A 17997-nucleotide genomic window follows, 5' to 3' on the forward strand; every position below is an offset into this window, starting at 1 on the left:
GTATTTAAATTATGTATTTACTAATTTAGTTTTGACCGATTCAGGGAAAATAAGTTTAAAGTCAGTGGAATAAAAACCTTTAAGAAAAGTCGCTTTAGAAAAATCAGGAAAAATACTTTGCGTATTATTCCAAGTCGCATTAGAAATATAAGCAATTTTACTTTTAAACTTAGGCGAGAATTGATACAGAAACAGATGATCTTTTTGTTGAATGTTTAATAAACGAGAGGGTATAAGTTTTGAAGATATTGCATGTGATGATTTTAATTGCGTTAAATTGATGGTTAATGAGAGTGTTTCACTTCCAACTTGAATATCACAATGTAATTGTTGTTTAGAATGTTTCCAATTAAAACTAGCCAACTCTTTCGGAATACCCCAATGATAGCGCCCTTCATTTACAGATGCTTGGCTAGAAACATATATTTTGGGGATGTTAGAACTTATTTTAAAATTTTGAGTAGTATGATCTAAAACTAATAACTCATCATAAGGACCGACAGGCGAAGAATAATAGCGTACAAGGATAACCTGAACGATTCGCCCAAATTTAGCTTCTACTAAGCCGAAGTTTTGAAAGCGCCGTGTAAATGCTGGGCTTAACCAATAATTTAAAATATAGCCTTCGCCAGAAAGTTCCCAAGGTAAAGCAGTATGTGGAATGGATTCTTCTATTTTCATTTTATTCGCAACATTCAAGATACAGAGTAAAGGCAAACGTAATATTGATTAAGCTTGTATAGTCACATAGATTAGCCTACTCAAGTTTAATTCCTTCAGTGATTCATTTACTGAAGTCATTGATATAAGCAACAATTAGTTTAAAACGGCTCAGGACGAAAGAGAATGATCAAAAAGATAGGTTTAAGTTTAGGATTGGTATTTATAGTTAATTCAGCATTTGCAAATACAAATATGCAAATCAAAACCAATTTAGGCAATATCAATATTGAACTATATGATGAACAAGCACCGACCTCAGTTAAAAACTTTAAGAGTTATGTAAATAGTCAATTCTATAATGGAACGATCTTCCATCGCGTAATTCCTGGCTTCATGATCCAAGGTGGCGGTTTTGATAGCAATATGAAAGAAAAAGCAACCCAAGCACCAATCCAAAATGAAGCAAATAATGGTTTGAAGAATACACGTGGCACATTAGCAATGGCGAGAACCAATAATCCGAACTCTGCAACCAGTCAGTTCTTTATTAATGTTGCCAATAATGACTTTTTAAATAAATCGGTAGGAAATCCAGGCTACGCTGTGTTTGGTAAAGTTACACAAGGTTTAGATGTTGTCGATAAAATTGTAAATACTCCGACAGGAACCGTCGGTATGTACCAAGATGTACCTAAACAAGCTGTAAAAATCATCAGTATTCAAACGATCGACAATAAATAAAAAAAATAATGAAAATATAAAGCAGAAATATTTTTTACATATTTCTGCTTTATAATTAAAAACTTATGCGTCAAAAAGTGTGTTTTTGAACCAAAATGGTGCACAAAAATACAACACTCAATAAAACAATCAGTTAAAAGCACTTGCGCGTGTAAGAAATTGCCCTATAATGAGCTCATCCCGACGCGATACACGAAGCGAACTTAGCTCACAGGGTTAAGTTGTTGAATGTTTGTTGCGTCTTATTTATCACTGACGAGGTGATAAATAATTCATTAAGAGAATATGAAGAACAACTTGTGTGGATTTTTACTGATTGATTGATCGAAATATTATCATTGATTGATTGGTTTAAATTACTCGAAGTTTATTTGAGAGAATTTGTCAGAAAATTGATGAGCCAGAATTGTGACCTTAAGTCACTAATGATTTTAACTGAAGAGTTTGATCATGGCTCAGATTGAACGCTGGCGGCAGGCTTAACACATGCAAGTCGAGCGGGGGGAGTTGCTTCGGTAACTGACCTAGCGGCGGACGGGTGAGTAATACTTAGGAATCTGCCTATTAGTGGGGGACAACGTTTCGAAAGGAACGCTAATACCGCATACGTCCTACGGGAGAAAGCAGGGGATCACTTGTGACCTTGCGCTAATAGATGAGCCTAAGTCGGATTAGCTAGTTGGTGGGGTAAAGGCCTACCAAGGCGACGATCTGTAGCGGGTCTGAGAGGATGATCCGCCACACTGGGACTGAGACACGGCCCAGACTCCTACGGGAGGCAGCAGTGGGGAATATTGGACAATGGGGGGAACCCTGATCCAGCCATGCCGCGTGTGTGAAGAAGGCCTTATGGTTGTAAAGCACTTTAAGCGAGGAGGAGGAGCTCTTGGTTAATACCCAAGATGCTTGGACGTTACTCGCAGAATAAGCACCGGCTAACTCTGTGCCAGCAGCCGCGGTAATACAGAGGGTGCGAGCGTTAATCGGATTTACTGGGCGTAAAGCGTGCGTAGGCGGCTTTTTAAGTCGGATGTGAAATCCCCGAGCTTAACTTGGGAATTGCATTCGATACTGGGAAGCTAGAGTATGGGAGAGGATGGTAGAATTCCAGGTGTAGCGGTGAAATGCGTAGAGATCTGGAGGAATACCGATGGCGAAGGCAGCCATCTGGCCTAATACTGACGCTGAGGTACGAAAGCATGGGGAGCAAACAGGATTAGATACCCTGGTAGTCCATGCCGTAAACGATGTCTACTAGCCGTTGGGGCCTTTGAGGCTTTAGTGGCGCAGCTAACGCGATAAGTAGACCGCCTGGGGAGTACGGTCGCAAGACTAAAACTCAAATGAATTGACGGGGGCCCGCACAAGCGGTGGAGCATGTGGTTTAATTCGATGCAACGCGAAGAACCTTACCTGGTCTTGACATAGTAGAAACTTTCCAGAGATGGATTGGTGCCTTCGGGAATCTACATACAGGTGCTGCATGGCTGTCGTCAGCTCGTGTCGTGAGATGTTGGGTTAAGTCCCGCAACGAGCGCAACCCTTTTCCTTATTTGCCAGCACTTCGGGTGGGAACTTTAAGGATACTGCCAGTGACAAACTGGAGGAAGGCGGGGACGACGTCAAGTCATCATGGCCCTTACGACCAGGGCTACACACGTGCTACAATGGTCGGTACAAAGGGTTGCTACACAGCGATGTGATGCTAATCTCAAAAAGCCGATCGTAGTCCGGATTGGAGTCTGCAACTCGACTCCATGAAGTCGGAATCGCTAGTAATCGCGGATCAGAATGCCGCGGTGAATACGTTCCCGGGCCTTGTACACACCGCCCGTCACACCATGGGAGTTTGTTGCACCAGAAGTAGGTAGTCTAACCGTAAGGAGGACGCTTACCACGGTGTGGCCGATGACTGGGGTGAAGTCGTAACAAGGTAGCCGTAGGGGAACCTGCGGCTGGATCACCTCCTTAACGAAAGATTGACGATTGGTAAGAATCCACAACAAGTTGTTCTTCATTGATGTATCTGAGGGTCTGTAGCTCAGTTGGTTAGAGCACACGCTTGATAAGCGTGGGGTCACAAGTTCAAGTCTTGTCAGACCCACCATTCTGACTAACGAAATATTTGAATGAGAGTTTAAATATAGAATACAGAAAATTAGATATATTGGTCTTAAGCTGGGGACTTAGCTTAGTTGGTAGAGCGCCTGCTTTGCACGCAGGAGGTCAGGAGTTCGACTCTCCTAGTCTCCACCACGTACTTTAAAGAGTACGGGCTAAATAGATTATAGAATTTAGTAAGTATAAGCTTATTAAGTTCTGTGATTTATCACAGTTTGCTGCGATCTGACGAAGACGCAGTTAATCATTAACAGAATATATTTGAGTTGAAATAAATTGTTCATACTCATTTCAATTAAACATAAGAATATGACACGCAAGTGACATGTTTGAATGAATAAGAGAGATTGAGTTACTAGCGATTAAACTGAATCAAGCGTTTTGGTATATGAATTTAGATTGAAGCTGTACGGTGCTTAGGTGCACGGACAACGAACTGTGGAGCGTGGTGAGAATCACGATCTGTCTTAACCTTACTTGTAAGGGTTAACGACTGTTTGGGGTTGTATAGTCAAGTAATTAAGTGCATGTGGTGGATGCCTTGGCAGTCAGAGGCGATGAAAGACGTAATAGCCTGCGATAAGCTTCGGGGAGGCGGCAAATATCCTGTGATCCGGAGATTTCTGAATGGGGGAACCCACTTATCATAAGATAGGTATCGTAACATGAATACATAGTGTTACGAGGCAAACGAGGGGAAGTGAAACATCTCAGTACCCTTAGGAAAAGAAATCAATTGAGATTCCCTCAGTAGCGGCGAGCGAACGGGGATCAGCCCATTAAGTTATATGTGTTTTAGCGGAAAGCTCTGGGAAGTGCTACCGTAGAGGGTGATAGTCCCGTACACGAAAGGGCACATATAATGATGACGAGTAGGGCGAGGCACGTGAAACCTTGTCTGAATATGGGGGGACCATCCTCCAAGGCTAAATACTCCTGACTGACCGATAGTGAACCAGTACCGTGAGGGAAAGGCGAAAAGAACCCCTGTGAGGGGAGTGAAATAGATCCTGAAACCGCATGCATACAAGCAGTGGGAGCCGACTTGTTCGGTGACTGCGTACCTTTTGTATAATGGGTCAGCGACTTATATTCAGTAGCAAGGTTAACCGTATAGGGGAGCCGTAGAGAAATCGAGTCTTAATAGGGCGCATAGTTGCTGGGTATAGACCCGAAACCGGGTGATCTATCCATGAGCAGGTTGAAGGTTGGGTAACACTAACTGGAGGACCGAACCCACTGTCGTTGAAAAGCCAGGGGATGACTTGTGGATAGGGGTGAAAGGCTAATCAAACTCGGTGATAGCTGGTTCTCCCCGAAAGCTATTTAGGTAGCGCCTCGGACGAATACCATTGGGGGTAGAGCACTGTTTCGGCTAGGGGGTCATCCCGACTTACCAAACCGATGCAAACTCCGAATACCAATGAGTACTATCCGGGAGACAGACTGCGGGTGCTAACGTCCGTAGTCAAGAGGAAAACAATCCAGACCGCCAGCTAAGGTCCCAAAATCTATATTAAGTGGGAAACGATGTGGGAAGGCATAGACAGCTAGGAGGTTGGCTTAGAAGCAGCCACCCTTTAAAGAAAGCGTAATAGCTCACTAGTCGAGTCGGCCTGCGCGGAAGATGTAACGGGGCTAAAATATAGTACCGAAGCTGCGGATTTACACGTAAGTGTAAGTGGTAGGGGAGCGTTCTGTAAGCCGATGAAGGTGTGTTGAGAAGCATGCTGGAGGTATCAGAAGTGCGAATGCTGACGTGAGTAACGACAAAACGGGTGAAAAACCCGTTCGCTGAAAGACCAAGGGTTCCAGTCCAACGTTAATCGGGGCTGGGTGAGTCGACCCCTAAGGCGAGGCCGAGAGGCGTAGTCGATGGGAAATTGGTTAATATTCCAATACTTCTGTGTAATGCGATGAGAGGACGGAGAAGGTTAAGTCAGCCTGGCGTTGGTTGTCCAGGTGAAAGGTAGTAGGCATGCATCTTAGGCAAATCCGGGGTGCTCTATGCTGAGAACTGATAGCAAGCTAGTTTACTAGCGAAGTGGCTGATACCATACTTCCAAGAAAAGTCTCTAAGCTTCAGTTACACAGGAATCGTACCCGAAACCGACACAGGTGGTCAGGTCGAGTAGACCAAAGCGCTTGAGAGAACTCTGCTGAAGGAACTAGGCAAAATGGTACCGTAACTTCGGGAGAAGGTACGCTGTTGTTGGTGATGGAACTTGCTTCCTGAGCTGACGACAGCCACAGAAACCAGGCCCCTGCAACTGTTTATTAAAAACATAGCACTCTGCAAACACGAAAGTGGACGTATAGGGTGTGATGCCTGCCCGGTGCTGGAAGGTTAATTGATGGGGTTAGCGTAAGCGAAGCTCTTGATCGAAGCCCCAGTAAACGGCGGCCGTAACTATAACGGTCCTAAGGTAGCGAAATTCCTTGTCGGGTAAGTTCCGACCTGCACGAATGGCATAATGATGGGGGCGCTGTCTCCAGCAGAGGCTCAGTGAAATCGAAATCGCCGTGAAGATGCGGTGTACCCGCGGCTAGACGGAAAGACCCCGTGAACCTTTACTGCAGCTTGACATTGAACTTTGATCTTACTTGTGTAGGATAGGTGGGAGGCTTTGAAGTGGCGACGCTAGTTGCCATGGAGCCGTCCTTGAAATACCACCCTGGTAATATTGAGGTTCTAACTCTGTCCCGTTATCCGGGACGAGGACCATGTCTGGTGGGTAGTTTGACTGGGGCGGTCTCCTCCTAAAGAGTAACGGAGGAGTACGAAGGTGCGCTCAGCGTGGTCGGAAATCACGCGTAGAGTATAAAGGCAAAAGCGCGCTTAACTGCGAGACCCACAAGTCGAGCAGGTACGAAAGTAGGTCTTAGTGATCCGGTGGTTCTGTATGGAAGGGCCATCGCTCAACGGATAAAAGGTACTCTGGGGATAACAGGCTGATACCGCCCAAGAGTTCATATCGACGGCGGTGTTTGGCACCTCGATGTCGGCTCATCTCATCCTGGGGCTGAAGCAGGTCCCAAGGGTATGGCTGTTCGCCATTTAAAGAGGTACGCGAGCTGGGTTTAGAACGTCGTGAGACAGTTCGGTCCCTATCTACCGTGGGCGTTGGAAATTTGAGAGGATCTGCTCCTAGTACGAGAGGACCAGAGTGGACGAACCTCTGGTGTACCGGTTGTGACGCCAGTCGCATCGCCGGGTAGCTATGTTCGGAAGGGATAACCGCTGAAAGCATCTAAGCGGGAAGCCTACCTCAAGATAAGATTTCCCTAGGACTTTATGTCCTCTAAAGAGCCGTTGAAGACTACGACGTTGATAGGTTGGATGTGGAAGCATGGTGACATGTGAAGCTGACCAATACTAATTGCTCGTGAGGCTTGACTATACAACACCCAAACAGTTGTGTTGTATGCATCAATCGATTCAAAACCAAACAATCAGTAATGATTGACCTTGATTTAGTTCAAAAGCTAGATACAATTACCAACTCAAATTATCCTGTTAATAACTCATTTGGAAAAAACCTTAGCATACACGTAAGACTAAGCAAGTATCCATAAACAGTTTGCTGGCGACAATAGCAAGAGTGAACCACCTGATCCCTTCCCGAACTCAGAAGTGAAACCTCTTAGCGCTGATGGTAGTGTGGGGTTACCCATGTGAGAGTAAGTCATCGCCAGCTTTTAAATTTAAAACACCCCAGTCTCTAGCGAGATCGGGGTGTTTTTTATTGGGTGAAAAATATATGAAGGCAATAACAAGAGCAAAAAGAGAGGATAAAATTATTTAGAATAACTCAATGAAATTTCGATTTTATAATGATAATAATCCCTGAATATATCTTGAAAACTACTATAGAATAATCGCATTATGAGAAAATATTTAAATTAATTAAATAATAAAATCATGTATTTACAATATTTATACTACTATAAATTTGTATTATCCATTTGTCTAATTGCTGATGAAATATGAGATGCGTATATTTCGCAACCTTGAATTTTACTTAAAAATTCAATTGAAATATCGGACAAGTACTCATGGGAGATGAGAACGATGACAATGGAAAACATAGATATTAATTCTGTAGTCGATAAGGCGAAATTCACCCCGTTTCACTTCAATGTAGTGGCTTGGTGCTTATTGATTATTTTATTTGATGGTTATGATTTAGCGATTAATGGTGTGGTACTTCCACTGTTAATGCAGGACTGGGGCTTAACTGCGATGCAAGCGGGTATGCTTGCCAGTACTGCGCTCGCAGGGATGATGTTTGGTGCAATGTTCTTCGGCTCTTTGGCGGATAAGATTGGCCGTAAAAAAGTCATCATGATTTGTATTGTGCTATTCAGCGGTTTGACTTTTGCAGGTGGTTTTGCCTCAAATCCAACTGAATTTGCAATTTTACGCTTTTTAGCAGGTTTAGGTATTGGTGGGGTAATGCCAAATTTGGTGGCATTGACTTCTGAATATGCACCGCAAAAAATGCGTAGTACCTTAGTAACAACGATGTTCAGTGGTTATGCTGTTGGTGGTGTAATGGCTGCATTATTAGGTTCATGGTTTACTCCAAGTTTTGGTTGGCAGATCATGTTCTTTATTGCAGGGATTCCATTATTTTTATTGCCTGTGATTTGGAAGTTTTTACCTGAATCTTTAGCATTTATTGTGAAAGAAAATAAACAAGACAAGGCGAGAAGTATTGTACGTCGTTTGGCGCCAAATCTAACGGTGACAGAAAATACGACATTTACTTTACCTAAAGTTGAAGTGCCTGAAGCTGCAAACGTGGTGAGTTTGTTCCGTCGTGGACGTGCAACCAATACGCTTTTATTTTGGCTGGCATTTTTCACATGTCTATTAACTATGTATGCATTGAGCAGTTGGTTGCCGAAGTTAATGATGGCAGCGGGTTATTCAATGGATAACAGTTTAATGTTTATGATGGTGATGAATGTGGGTGCTGTGGTTGGTATCGTGGGTGGTGGTATTCTTGCAGATCGTTTCCATTTAAAACCAGTTTTGATGTGCTTAGGCATTGTCGGTGCAGTTGTGATGAGCTTGATGGGCTTCCAATCGAATCAGTTCCTGTTATACATTTTAGTATTCTTAGCAGGTGCAGCATCAATCGGTTCGCAAATGTTGCTTTATAGCTATGTGGCGCAGTATTACCCACTTGCAATTCGTTCGACAGGGATTGGTTGGTCTTCTGCGATTGGACGTATGGGCGCGATTGTAGGTCCAATCTTAATCGGTGGCTTATTGGGTATGAATTTACCGGCTCATTTTAATTTCATGGCAGTCGGTCTGCCTGTGTTAATCACTGCAATCGCTGTTGCTTTGATTATGCATGATAACGACACTGATAAAATTGAGCTTCGCGAAGCTTCGGCAGCTAAAGCTTAAGTTCTGATTTTTTGAAAATCAAAGCCTCCGTAAGGGGGCTTTCTTTTATCTGCAATGTTTAATGTATAACAAAAGTTGAACGTTGCTTTACTTGAAATGAATCCATAATATAAAGATTCTGAACATTGAGTTGTTATGATGAAATTAAATTCATTTTCCCCAATCCCCGAAGATGATGAAGAACTGCATCTTCCTGAACTTGTATATTGGTCATCTTTAGGTGATTTGGAACAAGTCGAAAGATGTCTTGCTGAGGGTGCTGATGTAAATACTGCAGACGATGAAGGCTATAGTGCATTGCATGCTGCGGCAGAGAATGATCATTTAGACATTGTAAAACTGTTAGTCGCAAAAGGTGCTGATCTCAGTTTTAAATCTGAATATACTGTACTTGAGCTTGCTGAAATGGCTGAGAATGCTGAAATCATTGCTTATTTAAAAAGTCTATAAATCAGAAATTCAAAACACATATAAAAAAAGAAACCCCATCGTCCTGATGGGGTTTCTTTCGTATTGGTGAGTTAGATCTGACTCCTGTCGAATCTCACGTTCCTGATGCTCAGACGCTTTATTGTTGTTTTATGTCTGGGAAACTTCCTGTTCCCTATAACCATAGAATATAAAAATCTGATGTACTCGAATAGCAGATAAAAGCATGAATTGTTGTAAGCAATTTCGTACATTTTAAAGGGATCAATTTTAAAATGATAAAAAAAGCAGATCCATTGACCTGCTCTTATTCTACCGCAACTTCTATTTTAGAAATGCGCATTTAAGCCGATATAGGGACCTTTGAAGTTAAACTTCATGTCACGTTTATCAAGATCATTGAGTTCAATATTTAAAACACGATAACCGACTTTTGCACCCAAATCTAAAGCAATTGATTTGACAAAGTCGTATTGGAATTCAGCTTGCGCATCCGTGATTTTTACATCATTGACATTGGTGTAGGTTGCTTCAGCCTTGGCACTTAAACCTGTAAATGGAAGTTTAGCGCCGACTTCTGCATAGATAATAGGAGAGTATTCATCAATATCTACAGATGTACCAAATTGTTTAACATCACCATTTAAGCGAGTTGCACCAACACCAATATCTGCTTTGATGATATTGTCTAAAATTTCATAATAGAGAATAAGGTCGGTGTGATCTAAGTTGATCTCAGTTTTTGCTAATCCTTCAATAGTATTATTTGACTCGGTTTCAGTGTCCAATTGGGTATATTTTAATTTTACATTTGGAATCACTGGAATCGGATGTTCAAAAGCAACAGAGGCTTGTACTGTTCCCTTACGGTCTAAGTCTTGGTCATTTAAGTGTTTGCGATCAATATTTGATTCGCCTTCAATATTCCAATAGCTAATGTCGCCTTTTAAGCCAATAAAATCTGCTTGTGCAAATGAACACAAACCTAATGTTGCAATAAATAATGGTAGTTGTAACGTTTTCATATTTCCCTCTTGATGAAATGATCTTTTTTCATCTGATTTTGTTACTTAAATACATTTCAATATTGTACCAACTGAGCGCATGATATAGAGGTTTATTTCAGTTTGCATTATTAAAATACAATTAGAGGACACAATGAAAGATTCTATTGATCAGACCGTAATTGAGCTTCCACTATATGTTGCATCTAAGCCTGTAAAAACAGGGCAATGGCTTGAAGTGCATGATAAATTTTCAGGGAAAGTGTATGCCAAAGTGGCTTTGGCAGATGCTAAGGTTTTAGAGAAAGCGATCAGTTCAGCAGTCAAAGCTGAACAGGAAATGGCGGCATTAAAACCATTTCAAAAGCAAAAAATATTATTGCATTGTGTGAAGCGTTTTAATGAGTTGCGCGCAGAACTCACTGATCTTTTAATTATCGAAGGTGGGAAACCGAAGCTTGCAGCAGCAGCGGAAGTTGAGCGTTTGATTAATACCTTTCAAATCGCTGCAGATGCTGTTTCGACTATTGATGATGGACGGTTGATGCCTTTGGCAGTCACAGCTGCTGCAGGGGCATATCGTGGCATGGTGCAACATGTGCCGATCGGTGCAGTATCCTTGATTAGTCCATTTAATTTCCCACTGAATTTAACCGCACATAAAATTGCCCCTGCGATTGCAGCTGGTTGCCCATTTGTACTGAAACCTGCCAGTTTAACGCCGATCTCAGCACTCAAAATTGCCGAAGTCTTGGCTGAAACGGATTTGCCTAAAGGTGCTTTTTCGGTATTACCTTGCCCACGTGAACACGCAGATGTGTTGGTCACGGATGATCGTTTTAAATTACTCAGCTTTACAGGTTCTGATCAAGTGGGTTGGGATATGAAAGCCCGTTCAGGTCGTAAAAAAGTGACTTTAGAATTGGGAGGAAATGCCGCGGTCTTGATTGAGCCTGATACAGAAGTCACAGATGCTCTGATTGATCGTGTGATTGGCGGAGCATATAGTCATGCAGGGCAGGTATGTATTAGTGTGCAACGTATTTTAGTTCATGCAGATATTTATGCTGAATTTAAGAAAAAACTTGTCGCAAAATTGAAAAAAATTAAAGCCGCAGATCCACACTCAGACACGACTTTGGTTGGACCGATGATCAAAGAATCAGAAGCGCTACGTTTGAAAAAATGGGTGGATAAAGCAGAGAAGAAAGGTGCAAAAATACTTACAGGTGGCACTTTGAAAGGTGTGTTGTTTGAACCAACCCTACTCGAAAATGTCGATGAGTCACTTGAAGTATATCAAGATGAAGTCTTTGGTCCTGTCGCGATTCTGGAAAAATATAAAGGCTTTGAAAAAGGTATAGAGATCATTAATAAGAGCCGTTTTGGTCTACAAGCAGGAGTTTATACACAGAACCTGAATAAGATGCTCTATGCATGGGATCACTTACATGTCGGTGGTGTGATTATCAATGATATTCCAACCTTCCGTGTCGATAATATGCCGTACGGTGGTGTGAAAGATTCAGGCTTAGGTCGTGAGGGGATTCAGTCTGCGATTCGAGATATGCAAGAAGAACGATTGCTTGTGATTAAACAATAAGTCATATTAACAAGGAGCTTCGGCTCCTTTTTTAATCATTAGATATTTTGAATAATTTGAGCGTTGATGATGAGAATAAAAAATTTAAATCAGTTTTTTGCACTATTTTTATTGATGCTAAGCAGTTTACCTGTTTGGGCATTTCAATCTGAAAAGTTAGTGACAGATGCACGTTCGCAAATTTGGAAAACACTATATTACGATCCTGCTTATACCCAACTGAAGTATCCAATGGGTGATGTGCCTTTGGTCAAAGGAGTATGTACCGATGTGGTGATTCGGGCTTTGCGTCATCAAGGCATTGATTTGCAACAGCGCATTCATGAAGATATGAAAGCCAATTTTAAACGCTACCCGCAGAAATGGGGCTTAAAAGGCACGGATAAAAATATTGATCACCGTCGTGTGCCGAATATCATGACCTATTTCCAACGCCAAGGTTATCAAGCAAATGATCAGAAATATCAAGTGGGTGATATTGTGACTTGGGATTTGGGCAAAGGATTGGTGCATATTGGGATTGTTTCAGATAAAACAGCACTAATTTCCAAAACCCCGTTAATTATTCATAATATTGGTTATGGCACTCGGGAAAATGATATTTTGTATGAATATAAAATTACAGGGCATTATCGGATTCCGAACAATGTAAAGTAAAACTTAAGTGCTCTAAATAAAAATGTGCAGAAGGAGCAAAACGGATAAAAAAATAATCAATTAATTGGAAAAACTTCATTCTAAAGTCGAATTTAGTGTAGAAACTACAGTAAAAGGCAAGGAAAACAGGTATTGTTGCGCCATTAAACAACATTTTTTAAGATTTTCTTTAAGCAAGAAATCAGGACAAAGTGTTGGTTTGCAATAACAACAAAGTGCTCAAAAGGTGCTGTTTTATTCAAACAACAAAGAATTTAGGAATTGGACTCTTTTTTGCACGTCAAAGATAAACACAATATGCGGCAATGGAGAGCCCACACATTTTAGGTATTTTCTATGTCAGATAATCGTGAAAGCTGGTCGGCACGATCAGGCTTTATTTTAGCGGCGATTGGTTCAGCCGTGGGTTTGGGTAACATTTGGCGGTTCCCTTATGTTGCTTATGAAAATGGTGGTGGTGCATTTTTAGTACCGTATTTGATTGCAATTTTTGCAGCAGGTCTCCCACTATTATTTTTAGACTATGCCGTGGGGCATAAGTTCCGTAAAGCACCTCCAACGGCTTATAAAAAGTTAATGAACAGTGAAGCATTGGGTTGGTGGCAAGTGATGGTGACCTTGGTCATCGGGATCTACTATGCTAGTGTCTTGTCATGGGCAGGCAGTTATATGTACTACTCCATTGGTCAACAATGGGGCGCAAATACCGAAGACTTTTTCTTTAAAAGCTACTTGGCAAATGGTGAAGGTTTGGCGATGGGCTTTGTACCCACTCTATTCTTTGGCTTAGTCATTGTATGGGCAGTGGTGATGTTTATTCTCTATGGCGGTGTTCGTCGTGGAGTAGAACTTGCCAATAAAATCTTTATGCCTTTATTGGTCATTTTATTCTCGATTCTCGTGATTCAAGCAATCCGCTTACCAGGTGCAGCAGAAGGTTTAAATGCATTCTTTACACCGAATTGGGATGCAATGACCAATTATAAAGTGTGGTTGGCAGCGTTCGGTCATATCTTCTTCTCACTCTCTGTTGGTTTCGGGATCATGTTGACCTATGCATCGTACTTGAACAAAAAAGCCAATATGACTGGTTCGGGTGTGGTTGTGGCTTTAGCGAACTCATCTTTTGAAATCTTGGCAGGGATCGGGGTTTTCGCTGTACTCGGTTTCATGGCACAAAGTTCGGGTGTACCTGTAAAGGAAGTGGTTTCAGGCGGAATTGGCTTGGCATTTATCGCATTCCCGAAGATTATTTCAAGTATGGGTGCGGGTGGTGATTTATTTGGATTCTTGTTCTTTGCTTCACTTGTTGTCGCAGGGATCACCTCAATGGTCAGTATTTTACAAGTGCCAATTGCAGCGTTTCAGGATAAGTTTGGTTGGTCTAAAAATAAAGCTGTGACGATTATTGGTGGTGTTTCTGCAATTATTTCTACGATTTTATTCTCAACACACAGTGCCATCACATTCGTTGATATCATTGACTACTTTGCCAATAACATTGGTATTGTGGGTGGTGGTCTATTGTCGATTATTTTAGTGTCATGGTTCCGTCGTCCATTGATGAAACAACTTCAAGATCATGTCAATCAATACTCAAGTATTAAACTGGGTGCAGGTTGGAATTTTTTACTGAGCGTCATCACACCATTATCATTACTCGTTGCGTTGGGATTAACCATTAAAGCAGTGCTTACTGAAGGTTATGGTGGTTATCCTTCATCAACCTTGTGGTTGATTGGTGGTGCTGTATTGGTATTCTTTGTACTGGGCTCAGTGTTACTCAGCATTATGAAAGACAAAACTTCGGGAGACAACTAAGATGAATACATCCGCGATTATCATGATGATTTTGTCGATTGTTTTACTGTGGGGTGGTTTGATTCTTGCAACCATCCATCTCGTTAAAAATCCAGATGAAGCTGAAGATTGATTTCAGTATTTTAAATATAAAAATCCCGATCGCATGATCGGGATTTTTTTGCTTTAGAGCAGTAAAGGCTTATCCTGTTTTCTTGATTCGGCAATAATAAAAACCATCACCAAAACCCGTTTCAGGCAATAACTGACGACCATGAATCTGAGTTAAACCCCATTTTGCATCAATTTTTACTTCTTCAGCATCCGCATGTTCAGCAAAGAAATTTACCATTTGCTGTTCATTTTCAGCTTTTAAAATCGAACAAGTGATGTAAAGCAATGTGCCACCAACTTTAAGCTGTTGCCACATCTGGTTCAAAATCTGTTTTTGTAAATCCACCGTTTTTTGAATATCAGTAGACTGACGCAGTAAACGAATATCAGGATGACGACGCATCACGCCGATGGCAGAACATGGCGCATCTAGGACGATACAATCTACAGCTTGCTCGGCTGTCCATGTGGTTGCATCCGCAGCAATAATTTCCACATCAGCATAGGCATTTAATTCAAGACGTTCTAAGTTTTCAGAAACACGCAATAAACGCTTTTCATCATGATCAAGTGCAATCAGTTTTTTGGGATTAAAACGCTCTAAAATATGCGCTGTCTTACCACCTGGTGCAGCACAGGCATCGACCACGACTTTATCATTTAAGTCTGGAAGTAAAGTCGCACAAAGTTGGGCATGTTCATCTTGAACTGAGAAACCACCTTCTTCAAAGCCGGGTAAGTTGGTGATATTTCCTGTTTGTTCGAGAACAATTCCGACTTCAGACAAGTCACATGGATGGGCACTGATGTTTTCTTCTTCTAAAATTTCAAGATATTCATCACGGCTGATCTGACGCTCATTCACACGGAGCGTCAGTGGTGCTACTTGTTTGAGGTTGTGGCACAGTTCAGGCAGTTGTTCAGCCCAATCTTTTTTCAGACGTTTGAATAACCAACTTGGTAAACCATGCGCTTCATTTAAGGCTGTTTGGAATTCTTCTGTTTCACGTGAAACACGACGCAGAACTGCATTGACCAAACCACTCATCGGCTCAAAACCAAGTTGCTTAACGGCATTCACCGTTTCCGAAATCGCAGCATGTGCAGGAATACGCGTACATAAAAGCTGATATAAACCGAGATATAAACAGCTTTCCAGTGCTTCATTGTCCAAAGGTTTAGTCAGTAATGGCAAAGTAATGGCTTTTAATCCATACCATTGACGTAGACAACCCAAGGTGAGCTCATGATATAAGCCACGATCTCGTTCAGACACAATATTTAAATGTTGGTTTAAAACTGAATTTAAAGATTGACCATTTTGGACAGCCAATAAAGTTTTCACCACTTGAGCACGCAAATTCAAGTTTTTTGCTGATGATTGAATTTGGCTCATGAGAATATATGTCCTACAGAAAGTTTATGACTTTGCAAAATTTGTACTGCGTTGATAGCTTTGCCCCCTGGCCATTGTAAGCTTGAAAGGCAAATCACACCTTCACCACATACGACATGCACGCCGTGTTTATTGATTTCAAGAATTGTACCGACAGATTCACCATTGGCAATTAGGTCTGAAATTTGAGAATTCCAAATCCGTAAATTGTTATTTTCATCAATCGGGGTAAAAGCCACTGGCCAAGGATTAAATGCGCGAATGTTACGGTCAATCTCAATGGCAGATTTTGACCAATCCACTTGAGCTTCAGCCTTTGTGAGTTTATGTGCATAAACCGTGAATTGCTCATCTTGCACTTCACGCGTATCCAAGTAGTGTTGTAATTTTTGTTCTGTTTCTAAAACCGCGCAAATCGCTTTCGCACCTTGAATGGCAAGTTTGTCATGCAATGTTGCAGAGGTATCAGTCGCTGTGATTGGGCAGATGGTTTTATACATCATATCACCTGTATCCAAACCCGCAGCCATTTTCATAATGGTCACACCTGTTTCAACATCTCCCGTTGCGATGGCACGTTGAATCGGAGCTGCACCACGCCAACGAGGGAGTAAAGAACCATGAATATTTAAACAACCATACTTCGGTGTATCTAAAACTGCTTGAGGCAAAATTAAGCCATAAGCCGCAACGACCATGACATCTGCTTTTAAATCTGCCAATTCTTTTTGTGCCGCCAAACCTTCTTCAGTTGAAGCCTTGAAATGCAAAGGTTGGTAAACAGGAAGATTATTTTCCAAAGCAAGTTGTTTTACCGCAGAGGCTGTTAATTTTTGTCCACGGCCTGCTTTACGATCAGGTTGGGTATATACAGCAACAATTTCATGATCTGTTTGGATCAAAGCTGCCAAAGCAGATGCTGCAAATTCAGGGGTACCTGCAAAAATGATATTCAAAAGTTTGGCTCAGTCAGATTGGATTTGAGCTAAATTATAGCAAAGCTAATTCTATGACGGATATGTCTTGGATGAAAATGGGTAAGTTTATCGAAGTGGTGTATGATGTTTTGTGGTATCATTTATTACTTAATATTTCAATGCTAAGTTTAGGTGTAGTTTATTGAGAAGTAAAAATGGCATGTCTAAACTGAATATTTGTTTAGGGGGGAGGAAACAAACATATCTAAATTATATGATAACTTCCTAATATAAAATTAGATACTATTTGCATTCTAAAATCACAGAAGCGAAATTCAAACAGACTATGCGCTTTTTTGCTATGGATTTTACCGCTACAGACACCATTGAATTAACCAATATTTCTGTTCGTTCTATTGACTCAATCTTCATCGAAATTCGTCAAAAAATTGCCTAAGTCTATGAAGAAGTTTCTCCTTTTAACGGCATCGTTGAACTTGATGAGTCCTACTTTGGCGTACGTCGTATTCGTGGCAAGTATTGGCGTGGACTGCTAAAACGAGAAGGTAATGTCTATACAGGAATTATCCCTGATCGCTCTAAAGCCACACTATAAGAGATTATCAGGGGTCATGTTGAACTAGAATCAGTGATTAATACGGACGGGTGGCGTGGTTATAATGGGTTAGTAGGTTTAGGTTTTAATAAGCATCTACGTGTTAATCATGGCGATAATAAGTTCGCATGTAGAGACTAGCATATAAATGGAATCGAATTGTTCTGGGACTATTCTAAAAAATGCTTCATTAAATTCAATGGAATTGACAAGAAAATGTTTTATCTGCATCTTAACGAAACCCAGTGTCGTTTCAATCATAGGCACAGTAATTTGTACCTCAATTTGCTTAAACTACTCCGTAAAAACCCACTTTAGCTTCCTAAGCCCCTTATATATTTTCAATAGTCTAAGACTTGAATGTCAAGCATGTTATTTACTCTATGGCTATAGTTTAAAAGTTTTCATCTTTTTGTCACTTTGTGACATTTTTATTAGATATAAATTTTATGGTTAGGTTAATTCATTATTTTTTTGCAATTTATTTATTATCAATAAATAAGAGGCTATGTTT

Annotated in this window: 11 protein-coding genes, 2 tRNA genes, 3 rRNA genes and 1 pseudogene; 13 read left to right on the forward strand and 4 right to left on the reverse strand. The window is 41.1% G+C overall.

Annotated features, from left to right (window positions below; all coding sequences use genetic code 11):
* Nucleotides 1-9: 9 nt before the first annotated feature.
* Nucleotides 10-681: an acetoacetate decarboxylase family protein gene (locus tag BEN71_RS00760; protein WP_068974142.1), complete on the reverse strand. Its 672-nt coding sequence runs from the start codon at nt 679-681 to the stop codon at nt 10-12.
* 165 nt (nt 682-846) lie between these two features.
* Here BEN71_RS00760 and BEN71_RS00765 point away from each other — a divergent pair, with 165 nt between their 5' ends.
* The 8 genes from BEN71_RS00765 to BEN71_RS00800 all read left to right on the forward strand — a co-directional run bounded on the left by BEN71_RS00765 (nt 847) and on the right by BEN71_RS00800 (nt 9397).
* Nucleotides 847-1404 carry a peptidylprolyl isomerase gene (locus BEN71_RS00765; protein WP_068974141.1) on the forward strand — a complete coding sequence of 186 codons (558 nt, stop codon included), beginning with the start codon at nt 847-849 and terminating at the stop codon, nt 1402-1404.
* A 432-nt stretch (nt 1405-1836) separates the two neighbouring features.
* Nucleotides 1837-3375: ribosomal RNA gene (locus BEN71_RS00770) — 16S ribosomal RNA — on the forward strand.
* A gap of 59 nt (nt 3376-3434) precedes the next feature.
* Nucleotides 3435-3511 (forward strand) — tRNA-Ile (locus BEN71_RS00775).
* A 73-nt stretch (nt 3512-3584) separates the two neighbouring features.
* Nucleotides 3585-3660, forward strand: a tRNA-Ala gene (locus BEN71_RS00780).
* 374 nt (nt 3661-4034) lie between these two features.
* Nucleotides 4035-6926, forward strand: a 23S ribosomal RNA gene (locus BEN71_RS00785).
* Nucleotides 6927-7108: 182 nt separating this feature from the next.
* Nucleotides 7109-7223: ribosomal RNA gene (gene rrf / locus BEN71_RS00790) — 5S ribosomal RNA — on the forward strand.
* Together the 16S, 23S and 5S rRNA genes with 2 tRNA genes alongside form the textbook arrangement of a ribosomal RNA operon.
* Nucleotides 7224-7597: 374 nt before the next feature.
* Nucleotides 7598-8947, forward strand: coding sequence for an aromatic acid/H+ symport family MFS transporter (locus BEN71_RS00795; protein WP_068973334.1), 1350 nt, complete (start codon nt 7598-7600; stop codon nt 8945-8947).
* A gap of 138 nt (nt 8948-9085) precedes the next feature.
* Nucleotides 9086-9397 carry an ankyrin repeat domain-containing protein gene (locus BEN71_RS00800; protein ID WP_068973335.1) on the forward strand — a complete coding sequence of 104 codons (312 nt, stop codon included), beginning with the start codon at nt 9086-9088 and terminating at the stop codon, nt 9395-9397.
* A gap of 308 nt (nt 9398-9705) precedes the next feature.
* Here the strand turns inward: BEN71_RS00800 and BEN71_RS00805 are convergent, their stop codons facing one another.
* Nucleotides 9706-10401, reverse strand: coding sequence for a TIGR04219 family outer membrane beta-barrel protein (locus BEN71_RS00805; protein WP_068973336.1), 696 nt, complete (start codon nt 10399-10401; stop codon nt 9706-9708).
* 133 nt (nt 10402-10534) lie between these two features.
* Here BEN71_RS00805 and BEN71_RS00810 point away from each other — a divergent pair, with 133 nt between their 5' ends.
* The 4 genes from BEN71_RS00810 to BEN71_RS00825 all read left to right on the forward strand — a co-directional run bounded on the left by BEN71_RS00810 (nt 10535) and on the right by BEN71_RS00825 (nt 14573).
* Nucleotides 10535-11983, forward strand: a complete 1449-nt coding sequence (locus BEN71_RS00810) for an aldehyde dehydrogenase family protein (protein ID WP_068973337.1) — start codon at nt 10535-10537, stop codon at nt 11981-11983.
* Between the two features lie 69 nt (nt 11984-12052).
* Nucleotides 12053-12640, forward strand: a complete 588-nt coding sequence (locus BEN71_RS00815) for a DUF1287 domain-containing protein (protein ID WP_068973405.1) — start codon at nt 12053-12055, stop codon at nt 12638-12640.
* Between the two features lie 336 nt (nt 12641-12976).
* Entirely contained in the window at nt 12977-14461 is a 1485-nt protein-coding gene (locus tag BEN71_RS00820; protein WP_068973338.1) for a sodium-dependent transporter, read from the forward strand.
* A gap of 1 nt (nt 14462) precedes the next feature.
* The gene (locus tag BEN71_RS00825; RefSeq protein WP_086322749.1) at nt 14463-14573 is read left to right on the forward strand and encodes a methionine/alanine import family NSS transporter small subunit; all 111 of its coding nucleotides are present in this window, start codon (nt 14463-14465) and stop codon (nt 14571-14573) included.
* Between the two features lie 69 nt (nt 14574-14642).
* Here BEN71_RS00825 and rsmB read toward each other — a convergent pair whose 3' ends face one another.
* Together rsmB and fmt are read right to left on the reverse strand one after the other, a co-directional pair.
* Nucleotides 14643-15950, reverse strand: a complete 1308-nt coding sequence (gene rsmB, locus BEN71_RS00830; RefSeq protein ID WP_068973339.1) for a 16S rRNA (cytosine(967)-C(5))-methyltransferase RsmB — start codon at nt 15948-15950, stop codon at nt 14643-14645.
* Nucleotides 15947-16906 (reverse strand): methionyl-tRNA formyltransferase, encoded by a 960-nt coding sequence (gene fmt / locus BEN71_RS00835; protein WP_068973340.1) that lies wholly within the window; start codon nt 16904-16906, stop codon nt 15947-15949. The genes rsmB and fmt overlap by 4 nt, the downstream gene beginning before the upstream one ends.
* A 307-nt stretch (nt 16907-17213) precedes the next feature.
* On the opposite strand from fmt, the pseudogene BEN71_RS00840 reads away from it, so the two are divergent.
* Nucleotides 17214-17801, forward strand: a pseudogene (locus tag BEN71_RS00840) (IS1595 family transposase).
* Nucleotides 17802-17997: the final 196 nt, after the last annotated feature.

The sequence above is a fragment of the Acinetobacter wuhouensis genome (assembly GCF_001696605.3).
Taxonomy (GTDB): Bacteria; Pseudomonadota; Gammaproteobacteria; order Pseudomonadales; family Moraxellaceae; genus Acinetobacter; species Acinetobacter wuhouensis.